Source organism: Methanomassiliicoccales archaeon (genome assembly GCA_035527755.1).
GTDB lineage: Archaea > Thermoplasmatota > Thermoplasmata > Methanomassiliicoccales > UBA472 > UBA472.
Genome location: DATKZX010000013.1, coordinates 1 through 16,091, shown reverse-complemented (window position 1 = coordinate 16,091; position 16,091 = coordinate 1). Strand labels below are relative to the sequence as shown.

The 16,091-nt window shown below is 58.1% G+C and carries 13 protein-coding genes; 7 read left to right on the top strand and 6 right to left on the bottom strand.

Features of this window, described 5'->3' with window-relative positions:
- Positions 1-30: 30 nt before the first annotated feature.
- From VMW85_05225 to VMW85_05210, 4 genes are all read left to right on the top strand, one after another.
- Positions 31-384, top strand: a complete 354-nt coding sequence (locus tag VMW85_05225; GenBank protein ID HUT27429.1) for a hypothetical protein — start codon at positions 31-33, stop codon at positions 382-384.
- Between the two features lie 325 nt (positions 385-709).
- Complete coding sequence (locus VMW85_05220) at positions 710-2,809, top strand: acetate--CoA ligase (GenBank protein HUT27428.1); 2,100 nt, start codon at positions 710-712, stop codon at positions 2,807-2,809.
- Entirely contained in the window at positions 2,806-3,804 is a 999-nt protein-coding gene (locus VMW85_05215; protein HUT27427.1) for a DRTGG domain-containing protein, read from the top strand. Before VMW85_05220 ends, VMW85_05215 begins: the two co-directional genes overlap by 4 nt.
- 44 nt (positions 3,805-3,848) lie before the next feature.
- Positions 3,849-4,130 (top strand): peptidylprolyl isomerase, encoded by a 282-nt coding sequence (locus tag VMW85_05210; protein HUT27426.1) that lies wholly within the window; start codon positions 3,849-3,851, stop codon positions 4,128-4,130.
- Position 4,131: 1 nt separating this feature from the next.
- Here the strand turns inward: VMW85_05210 and VMW85_05205 are convergent, their stop codons facing one another.
- Genes VMW85_05205 through VMW85_05190 form a run of 4 tightly spaced genes read right to left on the bottom strand, consistent with a single transcriptional unit; the run spans position 4,132 to position 11,019 of the window.
- Positions 4,132-6,552 (bottom strand): SMC family ATPase, encoded by a 2,421-nt coding sequence (locus VMW85_05205; protein ID HUT27425.1) that lies wholly within the window; start codon positions 6,550-6,552, stop codon positions 4,132-4,134.
- The gene (locus tag VMW85_05200; protein ID HUT27424.1) at positions 6,549-7,661 is read right to left on the bottom strand and encodes an exonuclease SbcCD subunit D; all 1,113 of its coding nucleotides are present in this window, start codon (positions 7,659-7,661) and stop codon (positions 6,549-6,551) included. The genes VMW85_05205 and VMW85_05200 overlap by 4 nt, the downstream gene beginning before the upstream one ends.
- Positions 7,662-7,719: 58 nt before the next feature.
- Positions 7,720-9,474, bottom strand: coding sequence for a cation:proton antiporter (locus VMW85_05195; GenBank protein ID HUT27423.1), 1,755 nt, complete (start codon positions 9,472-9,474; stop codon positions 7,720-7,722).
- A gap of 9 nt (positions 9,475-9,483) precedes the next feature.
- Positions 9,484-11,019 (bottom strand): ATP-binding protein, encoded by a 1,536-nt coding sequence (locus VMW85_05190; protein ID HUT27422.1) that lies wholly within the window; start codon positions 11,017-11,019, stop codon positions 9,484-9,486.
- Between the two features lie 66 nt (positions 11,020-11,085).
- Between VMW85_05190 and VMW85_05185 the strand changes: the two genes are divergently transcribed.
- A complete protein-coding gene (locus tag VMW85_05185) occupies positions 11,086-12,015 on the top strand; it encodes a hypothetical protein (GenBank protein HUT27421.1) in 930 nt (309 codons plus the stop codon).
- Here VMW85_05185 and dph5 read toward each other — a convergent pair.
- Complete coding sequence (dph5, locus tag VMW85_05180) at positions 12,003-12,803, bottom strand: diphthine synthase (GenBank protein ID HUT27420.1); 801 nt, start codon at positions 12,801-12,803, stop codon at positions 12,003-12,005. The genes VMW85_05185 and dph5 overlap by 13 nt on opposite strands.
- Before the next feature lie 9 nt (positions 12,804-12,812).
- Here dph5 and VMW85_05175 point away from each other — a divergent pair, with 9 nt between their 5' ends.
- Positions 12,813-13,823 carry a class I SAM-dependent methyltransferase family protein gene (locus tag VMW85_05175; protein HUT27419.1) on the top strand — a complete coding sequence of 337 codons (1,011 nt, stop codon included), beginning with the start codon at positions 12,813-12,815 and terminating at the stop codon, positions 13,821-13,823.
- On the opposite strand, the gene dcd is transcribed toward VMW85_05175, so the two are convergent.
- Positions 13,800-14,288 carry a dCTP deaminase gene (dcd, locus tag VMW85_05170; protein ID HUT27418.1) on the bottom strand — a complete coding sequence of 163 codons (489 nt, stop codon included), beginning with the start codon at positions 14,286-14,288 and terminating at the stop codon, positions 13,800-13,802. The genes VMW85_05175 and dcd overlap by 24 nt on opposite strands.
- Positions 14,289-14,369: 81 nt before the next feature.
- Here dcd and VMW85_05165 point away from each other — a divergent pair, with 81 nt between their 5' ends.
- Positions 14,370-15,872: an MEDS domain-containing protein gene (locus VMW85_05165; protein HUT27417.1), complete on the top strand. Its 1,503-nt coding sequence runs from the start codon at positions 14,370-14,372 to the stop codon at positions 15,870-15,872.
- Positions 15,873-16,091 lie beyond the last annotated feature (219 nt).

The following is a 16,091-nucleotide window of genomic DNA, read 5'->3' as shown; positions in this document are numbered from 1 at the left end:
CTTATATCCTCTAAAAAATAATTGATGACCATGGGCGAAGTGAAATTCGGGACCGATCACCGTTCCGTTTTCAAGGTGTTCCTTATCTTACTGTTGATCTACATGGGACTTTTCATCTTTCGAATCTGCGCCTTTCAATTCTTCGGCATCGGGGGGTCCTATCTAACCAATGGCGCGGACACACTCATAATGTTCATGATGATCCCGTTCGTCCTTTTTCTGCTCATATTATGGACAATGATCCTGGCGCTCACCAGGGTTTACAATGAAACGGAAAATGTTTCGCTGACCCGGATGATCCTGTACACGGTCTGCTTTTTCGCCGTATCCATTTATGGGGTCTGGATGTTCAAGGTCTTGATGGACAGCATGACCTTCACATGAAATGGTGAGGATCGATAAAAAAATGTTCAGGTGGTGTGCCCCCCGCCCTAACAGATTGGTTCATGGCCGCGGCGGACCGCGCTCCCCACACTGACCCGGGCGGGTGGTTCGTTGTCGTGCCCCGGGGTTGTCCTCCAGTCATGACGCGATGTCACATCGTAGTTCCTGCAGGGACCTATCGGCGCACTGTGCACCACCAGACTATTGTAGGGATCACCGGTCACCCTCATTTTTACTGATGGCGTGACGCTTCAGGTCGCTCCACCTTATTAATCTTGCGCCGACCGTAAAGGATATGACCGCCGCCCAGCCATTATGATTCCAGATGCGCGAACTCTTCGAACCGACGAGCGTGGCGGTGATCGGTGCTTCCCAGGATGACAATAAGGTGGGCCATATCATCCTGCGCAACATCATCGAGTCTGGTTTCAAAGGGGAACTGCATCCGGTCAACCCCCGCTATCAGAAGGTTCTCGGGCTGAGGTGCTATCCTTCCGTCAAGGAGGTTCCTGTAAACATCGAGATGGCAGTGATAGTCGTCCCGGCCAAGTTCGTCCTGCAGGTCATGGAGGAGTGCGGTGAGAAAGGGGTCAAGGCCGTCATCGTCATCAGTGCCGGCTTCAAGGAAGTGGGGTTGGAGGGGGCTCAGCTGGAGAAGCGCCTGGGCGAGATCTCCAAGAAGTATGGCATGCGGGTACTGGGCCCTAACTGCCTGGGATTGGTGAACACCCATCACCACATGAACGCCACCTTCGCCAACGAGACGCCGAGGCAGGGGAACATCGCCATCTCTTCCCAATCCGGTGCCATATGCGTGGTCGTATTGGACTGGGCGGCCAATATCAATATAGGGTTCTCGAAGTTCGTCAGCGTCGGAAACAAGTTGGACGTGGACGAGGGGCACCTGCTTGAGTATCTTCGCGACGACCCTGAGACCAAGGTCATCGGAATGTATATCGAAGGGGCTGATCGCGGTCGGGAGTTCCTTAGACAGGCCGAACTGACCACCAGGGTGAAACCGGTCATCGCGTTGAAGGCGGGACGCACCAGCAGCGGGGCGAAGGCCGCATCTTCGCATACCGGCGCAATGTCAGGCAGCGACAAGGTGTACGATGCGGCCATGAGACAGGCCGGGGTCGTACGGGTCAAGGACATCGAGGAGCTGTTCGATCTTCTGCAAGCCTTCTCCACCATGCCATTGCCGCAGGGCGAAGGCGTGGCCATAGTGACCAACGCGGGTGGCCTGGGGGTGATGGCCGCAGATGCCTGTTCCGATTTCGGTCTAACAATGGCCACGTTCGAGGCGTCCACGGTCGAAAAACTGAAGCTCAAGCTTCCTCCCGCGGCCAGCCTGTACAACCCCATCGATGTGGTGGGGGACGCCGACGCCGAAAGATACGATCACGCGGTGCGCACGGTCATGGACGACCCCAACGTAGCCTGTGTCCTGGCACTGCTGGCCCCGACGGACCTGGTGGACATAACATCCGTGGCCAGAACGCTCACCGCTTTTGCCGGTTCCTCCCCGAAACCGATAGTCACATCCTTCGTTGGCGGCAAGGGAATGATGACATCCATCGATATGCTGAAGGCTGCCGGAATACCCAACTATCCTTCGCCTGACCGGGGCATACGGGCGCTCAGCGCCATGATGGAGCATGGACGGAGCATGGAGAGGTCCGAGCCCCTGCCCATCAAGCGCTTGGATGCGGACAGAGAGGCGGTGGAGGATGTGATATTCTCGGTGAGGTCGGAGGGGCGCCTCCAATTGAGCGAGGCCGAGGGGAAGCGCATACTGCGTGCGTATGGTATCGCCACTCCCAAGGAAGGTATCGCCCACGACCTTCCGTCGGCGATCGAATTGGCCAATAGCATCGGCTATCCAGTGGTCATGAAGGTGGAATCGCCGGACATCGCGCACAAGACCGATGTGGGCGGGGTGGTGCTGAACATCGATTCGCCCGAGGAGATGACCCGTTCATACGAGATCATGCTCAGCAAGGTCCGAGAGAAGATGCCCCGAGCCAGGGTGACCGGCGTCTCCGTTCAGAAGATGATAAAGGGACGCGAGGTCATAGTAGGCATGGTGAGGGATGAGCAGTTCGGGCCAGTCATCACCTTTGGGTTAGGTGGCATCTTCGTGGAGATCATGCGGGACGTTACGCAGGGCATAGCACCCCTGGACCGCAATGAGGTCGGACGCATGGTTCGCTCCATCAAAGCATACCCTATGCTGACCGGGGCCCGCGGTAATATATCGGGGGACGTACCGGCGCTGGTGGACGTGATATTGAAAGTGTCCCAGCTCTCCATGGAGTTCCCCAGCATAGAGGAGCTGGAGATGAACCCGGTAATGGTTGGGGACGAGGGAACAGGAGTGACGGCGGTGGATGCTTTGGTAACCATAAAGGGGGAGCGGCAATGAGATCTCTATACCTAGGTTCAGTGGTGGAGAAGTCAGGCAAGTCCATGGTGACGCTGGGCCTGGCCAAGAACCATCCCGGCAAGGTGGGCTTTTTCAAGCCCTTTAAGGAAAGATTGATGAGGCAGGGGGACAGGGTCATCGACCAGGACGCCTACCTGATGCGAGAGGTGTTGAAATTGGAGCTTCCCGAGGAGATACTTTGCCCCTTCACCTACGATGTCTTCCGTACGGTGCGCATGGACGAGGTCCTAACAGCCTACAACAAGGCCTCCTGCGACTGTGACCTGATAATAATCGAAGGGACACGGGAGGTCACCACCGGTTATTTCAACGACGTCTCGGGCCTGGCCATCGCCGAGGCCATCGGCGCCGATATGGTTTTGATATCCACCCCCGACCCGGCCGCCTTGGACAAGATCGCCATGTTGCGGAAGTTGATGGAAAATTACAAGGTCAATCTGAAGGGCGTAATACTCAACAAGACCGACGACCTCTCCGTGGCCAATTTCCTGGAGAGCAAAGGTGTCAAAGTGCTCGGATGCATTCCCCACATACCGGAGATGACCTACTTCACGGTCAAGGAGGTGGTGGAGGCGCTCTCCGCCGACGTGGTGGTAGGATCGGAGAACCTGGACCGCGTGGTCGAGGACGTGTTCATCGGTGCCATGACCATGGAGATGGCCCTCAAGTACATGCGTCGCCACCGGCATAAGGCGATAATCACTGGAGGTGACCGTTCGGACATACAGTTGGCCGCGCTGTCCACGGACACCGCCTGCCTGATATTGACCGGAGGGCTCTACCCGGCCAACCAGGTGGTCTCCAAAGCCTACGAGAGGGGGGTGCCCATACTGGTCACGCGATACGATACCTTGGCCGCCTCTGACATGGTGGAGCACCTCATCGCCAGGATAGAACCGGAGGATTCGGAGAAGGTCAGACTGGTGGAGAAAGCGGTGCTGGAGAACGTGGACCTGGACGAGGTATACCGCTGATCGTCGAACAATAATGTTAATATCATTTCCGAACATGCGTCGGCATGGTCAAAGAAGTCAGGGCAGCGCATATTCTGGTCGAGAAGGAGGCCAAGGCCGCCGAGCTATTGCAGATGATCAAGAACGGCACCAGCTTCGCCGATCTGGCCAAGCAGTATTCCACGTGTCCCTCCGGACGCAAGGGCGGGGACCTGGGCTGGTTCAAGAAAGGCATGATGGTGAAGGAGTTCGAGGACGCCGCCTTCAACCACGCCAAGGGAGAGGTCGTCGGACCGGTAAAGACCCAGTTCGGCTATCACCTCATCCAAGTAGTGGACCAGAAGTGAACTAATCCTCCAGTGCCACGGCACTGGAGCCATCCTCTTTTTCTGTTACCTTCAGCACCGCGCTGACATTATCCTTCACATCTTCGATATGAGTGATCAGCAGTATCTGCCGGAACTGTTTCTGCAGCTGCCCCAAAGTCTCCAGTATGTTGCGCTTGCGCGACTGGTCCTGGGAGCCGAATATCTCATCCAGCACCATGAAGTTCATCTGGCTGCCGGAACGCTCCATGATCATGCGGGAGATCGCCAGCCTCAGGCAGAGATTGGCCAGGTCAGATTCGCCTCCGGAGAACCGTTCCAGCGGGTGCTCCTCCCCCTGATCATACAGGTACATCTGGTACTCCTCGTCCAAACGTATGCCGCCGTACTTGCCGTCGGTCAATTGCGACAAGAGGTCCGAGGAGACGTTCGAAAGGGTCGGGATCACCCGGGAGATGACGTTCTCCTTAAAGTCCCTCATCACCTGGCCAAGGCGGTTCAGCATCTCCAGGTCGGTCATCAGGACCCGATGTCTGGTCTTGATCTCATCAAGCTCCTCCGATCTTTTGTTCAGCCCTTCCATCTCCGAGATCAAACGGCGCTTCTCACCATCGACGCGGACCATCTCCTGGGCCAGCTTCTCCTCCTTGTCCCTGACCTCCTCGTATCTTGCCTTCCGTTGTTGAAGGACAAGGGCATCGAAGTTCAGATCGCTCCTTTCTTGGGAGACGCCGCTCAGTTGCCCCTCCTCCTCGGTCAGGATAGAACTCATCCCCCCTTGCTCGGTCTCGGCCAGCGGGAGCCGTTCCAATCTGGTCTGGGCCTTGCCGACTGCCAGGTGGGCCGGTTCCAGATCGATCATTTTCCGTCGGGCATGATCGTGGGCGGTCTGATCGTATTCCACCGCGCCCATGGCGGTCAGCTCCTTTTTCAGCACATCGTTCCTTTCCGCAATTATATCCAGTGATTGCAGTATCTTGCGCTCCCTTTCCCGCAGGGAGGCGACATTTCTCGATTGCTCCAGGAGTTCCTTGCGCCGATCTTCCAGCACCTTCTTGCGCTGTTCGTTCTTTCTACGTTGCCCTTCAAGTTCCTCTATGGTCCGTCCCAGCTCCACCAGGTTGTCGGATATGGACCCTTGCTCCTCCGCGTACCGGCGCAGCAGGTCGGCGTACTGCCTCCCCATCCTGCGCAGGCAGGTGGGGCAGTTGCTCTCCTCACCCAAAACCTCTATCTCGGCGGTCTTTTGCGCGGACTCTGACAACGATCGCTGCAGGCGGTCGCGCTCTGATTCGGCCAAGCGCTTCTGGGAGGCGATGGTGGTAGCGGTATCTCTGGTCTCTTCCAGGGAGGTCTCCACAGTAGAAAGGCGCCCCTCGACGTCAGGCAGTCGGGAAAGACCTTGAGCGGTCTGCTCCTTTTCCGTTTCCAGGTCGTCCCTGGCCTTACGGGCGTTGCCGATGTCCTCCTCCAATCTTTGTTTTCGAAGGTAGTCCTCCCGTAAAAGGTTCATGCGCTCCGTCTCCGCCCTGACCTTTTGATATTCCTCCTCCTGCAGCTCCAATCCGGGTAGTGATGAGCTAAGTCTCCTCAGTTCACCGATCTCCCGTTGCAACCGTGCCAGATGTTCCCGTCGGGATCCCAGGCCGACCCGCAGGCCGGTGAGGCGCCTCTCCAAGGCCACATCCAGACGATAGCGTCCTTCCTCATTTTCCCAGAGGGCGCGGCTCTCACTGACCAGCGCCGCGGCCTGCAACCTCTCCCCGGTCATCGCCACTTCTTTGACCTTTATCTTCTCCAGCTCGACCTGGTGGACGGAGATGTCCTCCCTGAGCAACTTCTCCTTGTCCCGGCCCTGCTGGTCCTTCAGCAATAGCTGCAGTTGCTCGGCCTGGTTCTTCGTCGAACGCGCGTCCCGGTCCACCGAGGTCACCACGTCGTTGAGGAAATCCACGCCCAACATGCGCAGCACCAGTTTCTTACGTTCCGCTGGCTTTATGTTCGCCAGGGCGTTGAGGTCCTTTTGCTTGGCGAAGACGGAGACGAAGAAGGCCCGATGGTCCATGCCCAATCTGGTGGTCACAGCCTCGGTCACCGCTCGGTCGCCCTTGGCCACGAGCTCCCCGTTGACCTCCAATGAGGCGTCCACCCGCATTTCTTTGCCACGCATGCTGCGCACCAAATGATATCCGTCCCCTCCCAGTTCGAACTCCAGGGAAACGGAGCACGTATCGCCCAGTGAAGCGCCGGTGGTGATCACCCCTTCCTTGCCGTTCCGTACCACGGAGCTTTCATTTCCGTACAAGGCCCAAGAGACCGCCTCCAGCAGGGTCGTCTTACCGGTGCCGTTCTGTCCAACGATCGCCACCACGCCGTCAGGGAACTCGATCTTGGCCTCGCGGAACTTGCGGTAATTTCGCAGTTCCATATAGCGCAGCCTCATTCCTTCATCCCCCCATGGATGTACTCCAATCCCTTCTGTCGCAGGCGCTCCTTGTCCACTCCCTCCACCGCGTACTGGGACAGGAAGGTGTCGAACTCTCGGTCCATATCTCCCAGCGAGGTGGAGCGCCATTGAACGGAGGAACCTTCCTGCACGATGTCGAACTTCAGTTCCAAATGTACGGCGTCCTCGGCCAACGAACGCAAGGCGTTCTGGTCCAGGGACCGGTTGATCGCCGGGGGGATGTCCTTCACGATCAGACGGACCAGGGCACCTTTGAGATCCACCGATTCCAGGGCCGAGACGAGCTCACGCTGAAGCTCCGCCGCGCTGCGTCCCTTGGCGCTGAACGGTCCCAGCGAGAACATGGGTCTGGTCTTCAGAGGTACGAACTCCCTCTTCCTCCGCTCCAGGTCCACTAGGAAATATCCCTTTTCCTGCCCCGCCTCGGAGAACGACATGCGCTCCAAGGAACCGCTGTAACAGGCGTTGGCGGTTATCTCGTTCCTTTCGTGGAAATGGCCAAGGGCGATGTAGTCCATGTCCAGGTTGAGCAGTGATGAAGGTAGGTTCAGCTCGTTCGCCTCGCCCATGCTGTAGCGGGAAAGCCCTTGTATGCCGGTATGGAGCATCCCTACCTCGAAGCGGTGCTTCCCCCGCTTCCAGTTCTGCAGTTCGGAGATGAGCCCGTCCCGGTCCTGATGCGGGAAGGCGGTGACCAGCAGGTCCCCCATCTCCAGTTTGTGAGCCCCAGGTGTATACGCCGGGTGCACCCCTTCGATGTGCTCGAACAGGCGGAACACGCTACCGGTCTCCCTCAGCCTGGGGGTGGAATGGTTGCCGGCGATGAGCATGATGGGGATGTTCTCCTCCGACAATCGCAGCAACTGCTCCAGCACCACGGACAACGCCCTGTTGGACGGCCTTACCGAATCGAACAGGTCGCCGGCATGCAGTACAAGATCAGGACGCACCTTTACGATGGAGTCGATCTGGCGTGCGAAGGCCTGATAGACGTCTATCTCTCGCTGGTTGATCCCTGAACCGGGGTCAGAGCGCCGGTAAGCAGAAAAGCCCACGTGCGTGTCGGCGATGTGCGCTATCCTCATTCAGCGGGGATTAGCCATCAGGCCTTAAATAAACATTTGATGGGCTCACTGAAAATGCTCACTCCTCCTTAAAGCCGTCCGTTAGGATCTGGCACATGCGGTCGTAGGCGCTCTTGTTGGCGTCCCACAACAAGTATGAGATGATCAACCCGATGATGATGCCGAACACCGGGAGCAGGGGAAACATCTCCACATGGGGGGCGATGGGGATGAACATGAAGAAAAGGAACACGCCGATGCCGGCCACGATCAGGTCCACGAAGACCTTGAAAAGGCGACCTTCCGCTCCCTTTTCGAAATGCCCCTTCTCCATGACCCCGCGTATCAGCATCAGACCGATGAACCGTATGCGGTTGAGTATGTTCAGCAGCGGGGGAAGCATCAGGGCGATGAGGACGGAGATGAATGCCAGGTAGGTGATGGCCTCGATGCCGGCCGGGTCCGCTCCCAGTATCTCTACGATATCGTAGAAGGTGACCGCGAACAACTGCAGCAGGAATATGATGACCAGGTCGATGAAGATCCAGAAGATCTGGCGGCGCACCTCCCGGCGGCGGTCAAGGTGAACGCTCATCCAAGCGGTCATATCTCTGCGCAGGCAGTCCACCCGGCGCAAGGTCTCCTTGACCGATCCGGGGATGAACTTGCTTAATTTATCGATGGTCCTCGGCGCCCGGCGGAAAGAGGCGGGGAGGAACAACATGGTGATGAGCGCAGCGCCGACGACGGAAGAGTAGAACAGTTGGTCCACCGCCCCCAGGTCGAACGCCGTTTTCGCAATGACGAAGGAGAACTCTCCCATGGCCACCATTCCAAGCCCGGTCATCAGGGAGGTCCTGGTGTCCTTGTTGCTGAGGAACGTGCCCACGCTCACGCTGAAGGCCTTTCCGATGATGAAGACCACGGCTATGACTATGGCGATCAGGATGTTGTCGATCACCAGCCAAGGGTCGATGAGCATTCCGATGGATATGAAGAAAATGGCCATGAACATCTCCTTGATGGGGGCGATCCTCTCCTCCAGGCGTTCCTGCGCCTTCGATTGAGAGACGATCACGCCCATGAGGAAGGCACCGATGGCCACGGACAGGCCGAACAAATGAGCCACGATGGCCATGCCGAAGCACAGACCCAGTGATACCACCAACAATGTTTCCGCGGAGTGGTTCCGATAGACCCGGTCCATGATCCTAGGCACTATCGCCAGACCGAGCACCAGAGCTATCACCATGAATATCCCGATGAAGGACACTTGCAGCAATATGCTGCTGAAGGTGACAGCATCACCGGCGGCCAGAGGCGAAGCCAGGGTAAGTATGACCACCGCGGCGATGTCCTCGATGATCAGAATGCCGATGATGGCATCGGCGAACTCCTTGCGCATCATCGAGGCGTCGGAGAGCACCTTGATGATCACGGCGGTGGAGCTGATGCTCATGACCGCCCCCAGGAACACCGACTGCACCGTAGACCAGCCCAGGAACTGCCCCAGTCCGTAACCCAGCGCGATCATCAGGGCGATCTCAATGCTGCCTGCCAGAGCGGCGAACAACCCCACCTTGCGCAGGCGGCGCAGATTGAACTCCAGGCCCAGGGTGAACATCAGCAGCACGATGCCTATGTTCGCCAGGTTGCTTATGGTACCTATGTCGGAGATGAGCGAGCTACTGAAAAGGTTCGGTCCCAGGATGATCCCGGCGGCCAGGTATCCGATGACCACTGGCAGTCGTAGGCGAGAGAACAGTACGGCCGTGGCCCCGGCCGTGACCAGGACCAGGGCCATCTCCAGCAGGAAGGTCGTCTCCGCATCCATCAATATGCCTCAGAAGAACCGGTCATCTACATCCTTCTTTACCTTAATGGACATATCTCCGACCCTGGCGTTCATCTCCTCCAGGTATTCTTCGTAGAGGTGCACCCGGCAGGGGATGGCGAAGGGGGTGAAGGGCGAGGCGACCAAGGCTTCCCCGGGCATGAGCATCTGTATCTCATTGTCCAGCATGGATATGTCCTGCTTGGCCGAGTTCCTCAGTATGTCCCGGTCGCGTTTGTCCGCAAGTCCGAGAACGAACAAGGTATTGAACTGGCTGATGATCTCCTCGTTGATCAGTTTGGGCTGCTGCGATACGGCGCATAGTCCGACCTTGAACTTTCGTCCCTCGCGAGCCAGCTGCGAGAATACCGTTCCCTTCGATTGGGAAAGGACTCGCTGAGCCTCCTCCAGGGCGATGAGCACCGGCGGAGATCTTTCGAACTTCTCCTTGTCGGAGTAGATGGCCTTGTTATGCTCGAAGACGGCCCTGGCCAGAACCGTGGACACCAGCAGCTCCTCTGCCTCGAACATGTTGGAAGTGTCCACCAGGACGGTCTTTCCGGACTGCAGCGCCGAGATCACCGCCTTGGTCATCGAGAGATTGCGGTCCGTGGTCACCAGGTCGAATTGGAATATGGAATCCAATCTCCGCTTGATGACATTGACGCTGCCCTCGTGGAACTTCCCGCCCAGGTCCTTGACGATGGTGCTCACGTCCCGGTCACGCAGGTCCTCCAGCCATCTCTCGCCGTAGCGGTACTGCGCCGCCTGCAGGCACTCCAGCTGGGGACCGCTGAACTCGTACAGGTTCGCCAGGTCTGGGATCTCGATCTCACCGCTGGAAACGTGTATGGAGCTGTGCGGGCCTTCCAAACGCCGTGAGGCGTAGACGTCCAAGGATTCAGCGGCCAGTTTGGAGTGGGAGAGCCCCTTCTTACCCCGTTCGCCTCCATCGTAGTACTCGCCGTGCGGGTCCAATATCAGAAAGCCGCAGCGTCGGGAGGCCATGCAGGAAAGGGCCAATGACTTCATCAGGTTGCTTTTTCCCATTCCAGTGGTGGCGAATATCCCTACGTGGTGCGGGAAGGAACGGCTCTCGATGCCTACACGGAAGTCCATGACCCGGTCCCCCGAGCGCAGATGGCCCACCTCCACGTCGCCCATCATGGGCTTGAGAAAATCATAGTCTACCTGGTCAGCACGGCGCACGCGGGAGAAGTGACGCGGTATCGATTTGGCTTTACGATAGCAGCCATCCTTCAGGCAGCCCAGCGGGGTGCATACCCCCACCTTGTACAAGTTGGACCTGACCCCGTCATAATCGTAGGCCTCGGAAGAATGACGCAGGGCCACGCCCGCCTCCTTCTCCATCCAGCTCTCTTCGGCAGCGTCGGCCCCGAAGAGCACGTCCATGGTGCGCACCAGGAACTTGACGTCCCCCTCCTCGACAACCAGCATCTCGCCCACCTGGAGGTCTTCCGCCTCCGAGGTGCGAAATCGCAGCTCCATCACGCTGTTGCCGAAGACCCTGCCGATATCGTTCATAACGACCGGTCCATGGTGACCATTGGGTATAGTAATTTCTCCAAGGGCGGTGAAAACGCCATATCTATGAAAGACATTAATGTGAACGTGCGCCCGGAGGTTGTAGAGCTCCCCAATCAATCCTCTCTTCCCAGACCAGATGTACTGGTGGTTGGGGTCGGTGGGGCCGGGAGGCACATGGCCTCGCAGATGCCCGGTACGAAATTAGCGGTGTGCCAAGAAGGTGACGCCGGGGCGATGGGACCGGGACATGTGATCCTGCGACGCAGAGAGGTGGCCGTGGCCCGCACCAGTTCTCCTGCCGCATTGCACTCTTCGGACCTTCCATGGAAGGCGCGTCTGATAGAGGCTATCGGCCGCCCTGACATCATGTTCATCTTTTCTGGATTGGGAGGTGAGACAGGCAGTTTCGTTTCACCTCTGATCGCCGGACTGGCCCATCATAGTACCCTTACCTTCGTCAGCGTCTGCCTGCCGTTCTCGGTGGAGGGGATAGGCCGCCGGGCAATGGCCAAGGAAGGACTGGAGCGCCTGAGGGGCTCCGCGGACCTGGTGGCGGTATACGCCAACGACCCGCTGATAAAATTGGCGCCCAACCTGCCATTGAGCAAGGCCTTCGGGGTCATGGACCAGATCATGCTGTCCATGCCGGAGGAGATATGCCACAGCCTCACCGCCAATGCGCTCCCATTATTGAAAGAAAATTTCATGCGCCAGGAGATGCGGGCGGGCATCGGCTACGGACTCGGTTTCGACCGGGAGCGTTTGGCGGTGGAAGAGGCTCTGTCATCACCCTGGTTCCCTTCCAAGGACTTCGTACCTGAGAACGCCCTATTGTTGGTGACCCAAGGGGAGACGGACCGCGACAGCTTACAGGAATGCGTCAACCAGGTCTGTAGCGCGCTGCCGATCAAACGTCTGCTGTTCACCACGCATCACGACCCCTCATTGGGTCGGAGGGTCAAGGCGTCATTGCTCTTGTCCTACAGGTTCTGATCCTCGGCGATCTCATCCGGCGCTCCAGCGAACTTCACCAGTGCGTAAGCCTCCACGAAATGCAGTTTGCCCGGCACCACCACGGCGTGCAGCGGCGGTCCCATGTCCTCGTTCAGCATGACCTGCGGATAATTGGCCGCCACCTTCTCGGTTTGGGAGCCGACGCGGGCGGCGGCGCAGATGATCTGTTTGTCGGTGATCATGCCCTTGCCCACGGCCTTTTCGGCCGCCAGCAGCCATTCCACGGCCTGGTTGGCGGTCATGTAGCGCTCCTCCTCCTCGCGTATGTCCAGTAGCACCAGGGTGTGCAGTCCGCGAGACCAGTTGTCGAATATGTTCTCGTAGGGGGAGAGAGGGGTATACCCCGGCTCCTGGAAGGGTATGGTGACGGTCCGGCCGAACTTGTACGGCTGCAGCCCCAAGGCGGAGGAGCAGGCGGTGAAGATGGATATCCCGTAGATGATGGTGGTCTTGATCCCGTCCTCCATCGCACGTATCTTCAGGTCCACATGCGTCGTCGCGGCCATGGTGTCCCCGGCGGTGATGAAAGCGACCTTCCCTTTCTTGCTGGCCTCGATCACTATCTCCTCTTCCTCCACCTCCCGGCGGGACAGGCGGACGATCTTTTTGCCGATCAATGATTCCAGTTCGTCCGGGGTGGAGTCGATGAGCTTGGAGGTATAGAACTCCCCGAAGACCTGGTCGCATCCCTTCAGTGCGTTCACGGCCCTGGTGCTCAGATCGTCCGTTCCTCCTAGCCCTAAACCAACAAATATCAATTCTCCCATGGCAACACCGTGCGTTCCCTTAGCGTCAGGGTCCGGAAGGGGGAAGGGGAGTCGGTCCGTAAAAAGCTTTTAGAGGACGGGCTGCTGAACCAATCCCTATACGTGGAGAAGGACCAGGACCACCTTTACCTGCCGGTGACCGCAAGGCCAGACGTCGGGGAGGTGGAGGAACGCGAGTTCCGCGAAAGGGAAAGGGACGAGCGGGACTACAAGGTGCTGAGCCAAGTGCCAGAGGAGCTGAGGGCGTTGCTCCCCACATCGTTCGATACTTTGGGGGATATAGCCATCATACGCCTGCCCGATGAGCTGATCCCCCATGCCAAGACCATCGGCGACGCTCTGATGTTGGCGTTCCCTCGCCTGCGTTCCGTGTTCATGGACCACGGGGTGGCCGGTGAACTTCGCGTACGGGACCTGGAGGTGATCTCCGGCGAGGACCGCAGCGAGACGGTGCACGTCGAGTACGGGCTGCGCTTCAAGATCGACCCTAGGAAAGCGTACTTCAATCCTCGGCTAGCTACCGAGCGCCGGAGGGTGGCGTCCCTGGTCAGGGAGGGGGAACTGGTCGTGGACATGTTCTCCGGTGTCGGACCCTTCGCCATCATGATCGCCAAGACGGCCCGTCCCTCATTGGTCTACGCCATCGACCTGAACCCCGAAGCGGTGGAGCTGATGAAGGACAACGTCCAGTTGAACAAGGTGGACCGGGTGGTGCCGTTGGAAGGGGACGCCCGGCAATGGGTGTTCGACCTGCCCTGCGCCGACCGGGTGATAATGAACCTTCCTCATACGGCCAAGGATTTCTTCGCTGACGCGCTGACGCGTTTGAAGATGGGTGGGGTCATGCACTTCTACCATATCTGCGAAAAGGACGAGTTCCCGGCGGTGCTGGATGAACTGATCACGCAGGCCAGGGGCATGGGCGTGGAGGTCCAGGTGCTGCGCAGCGAGGAGCTTAAGACCTACTCTCCCAGCGCTTCGGTGTTCTCCGCCGATCTACTTCTTATCGGCTGGCTTTAATGTGATACCCTGCTGCCCCTGGTAGTTGCCGCTGCGCTTGGCGTAGGTACGCTCCACCGGGGAGCTCATGCGCTCAAGGACCATCTGCACCATGCGGCTGCCGATCGGCAGTTCCACCGGCGAGGAGGAGGCGTTGAGCCCGCTGAACGTCAACGTGCCGTGAAAGCCGGCGTCGATCTTGCCCAGACCCATAAGCAATCCCTTCCTCAACCAGGACGTCCGGGTCCATAATTGGGCGGCCAGGTCGTCCGGGAGCTCCACCCTTTCAATGGTCGATACGAAGAACAGCCTGCCCGGCGGTATGCTAACGGTACCGGCGGTCACGCTCTCCCCCCCTTCCAAACGCACTTCGGCCACCCTCAGGTCATATCCGTTGGGGGTGAGGCCCTCCGGAATAAAATCAGTGATGACCAGGGAGCCATCGTTCAGCATCGATTCGATCTCGTGGTCCGGGACCAGGCACATGAAGGGGTGATCGTAGAGGGCGGACTTATCTTTTGCCGGTTGGCGGTGAATGTTTTATCAATGATAATGCATGCCTCTTCCATGACCAAGGGTGGAAGGGAACCCGGGGAGGCGCTCATCGAAGCCAAGCCCTACGCCCTTTCATCCATTTGCCCCGGGGACAAGGTCGCCCTGTTCTATCATCGTTCGAACGAGATGCTTGACACGGTGATCTCCTTGTTGAAAGAGGGCGTTAGGCACCACGAGATGTGCGTTTTCATGTCCCGATCGTCCTCGTCGGAGATCAAGGACCGGTTCAAAGCATTGGGGCTTGACATCGGTTCATACCCCGGCATAATGGTCGTTCCCACCTCCATCCTGAGGATGGAAGAATATTCGTTTGAAACGATCGCCGATCAGATGCGTGCTCTGGTCCATCAGGCAAGGGGGCAGGGATATTCCGGGGCCCGTCTGATCATGGACGTGCCCGAGGAGCTGGCTGAACAGGTACCAGAGGAGGGAACGTGGCGAAAGCTGGACCTGATCAGGGAAGAGCTGGAGATCGCCGTGGTCTGCATGTACGACCTCACCACCCTCTCGCCTAAGCTGTTGATGCGGTCACTGACCTCATACCCTATCATCATCGAGCAGGGGATGCTTTGTCAGAATTACTTTCATCGTCCATCAAAAGAGAGTGGGTCCACAGATATCTCCCGCGATCTCTTCCAGCAATTGAACACCATCCGGACGGAGAACGTCCAGAGGATGATGGTGGAGGAGGAACGTTCTCAGCTCATTCTCGCGAACGAGCGCCTTCACGAGGAGAACATCCGACGCAAGATGGTGGAGTTCGCCCTTTTACAGGCGGAGAACAATCAAAGGATCATGCTGGACGCCATGACGGAAATGGTATTGATGGTGGACCGGGAGCTGAAGGTCACCCAGGGCAACAGCGCCTTCGTGAAGTTCTTGGAAGGGCTGGGGTTGGACACCGCGTTCGAGGGGAAGACGATCTTCGAGCTTTTCATCGGACTTCCCGCCGAGAACCGGTACCTATACGAGGAGATCTTCCAATATGGATACACAACGGTCACCGAGGAATCGGTCACGTTAATGGACGGACGAACGGGGCTTCAGGTTCACCGGGTACCGGTCTTCAAGGGCGATATGGTGGAAATGATCGTGGTCATATTCCGGCCGCATCCGGTGACCGAGTTCCCCCACACCGGAATTTGGGAGTTGGCCCCGAAGTTGAAGGCGGCGGTCCGAGATCCTCAAGGTCCGTTGGGGACAACGCTCAACAAATACCCCCGTCCAGTGCTGGTCCACGATATCGATGGCAACCTGTACCTCTATAACGAATCGGCCTGCTCTGAGATGGGATATTCATGGGAGGAGTTGGGAGCTTTGAGGAACACTCGGGAAATTTTTGTCAATTCGCCCGAGGATGTAAAACCTTACCGCCGGTTCAACATCGGAGGGCGGATCTTTGCGCCCGCCACTTTACAGCGCAAGGACGGGACCAGGGTCGATGTCATGCGTTACCTGATCTTCATGGGTCAAGGGGAAGGGCGACGTATCATCTCAGTTCTTCGGCCGTTGTAAGAATTTTCGAGTAATTGGTTTATCTCCCCTCCGCCATTCCCTCACTAGATGGACCACATTGTTTACCTTGACAAACCGGCAGGCGCCCTGGAGGCCATGCGCCGAGGCGACAAGACCATGGTGGGTCGGGCGGCAATGGGACGTCGTTCACCGTACGGCAAGGTCAACATGGGCGACATTCTGTACTTCACCGAGAACGACGGGAAGCAGATCGTTCAC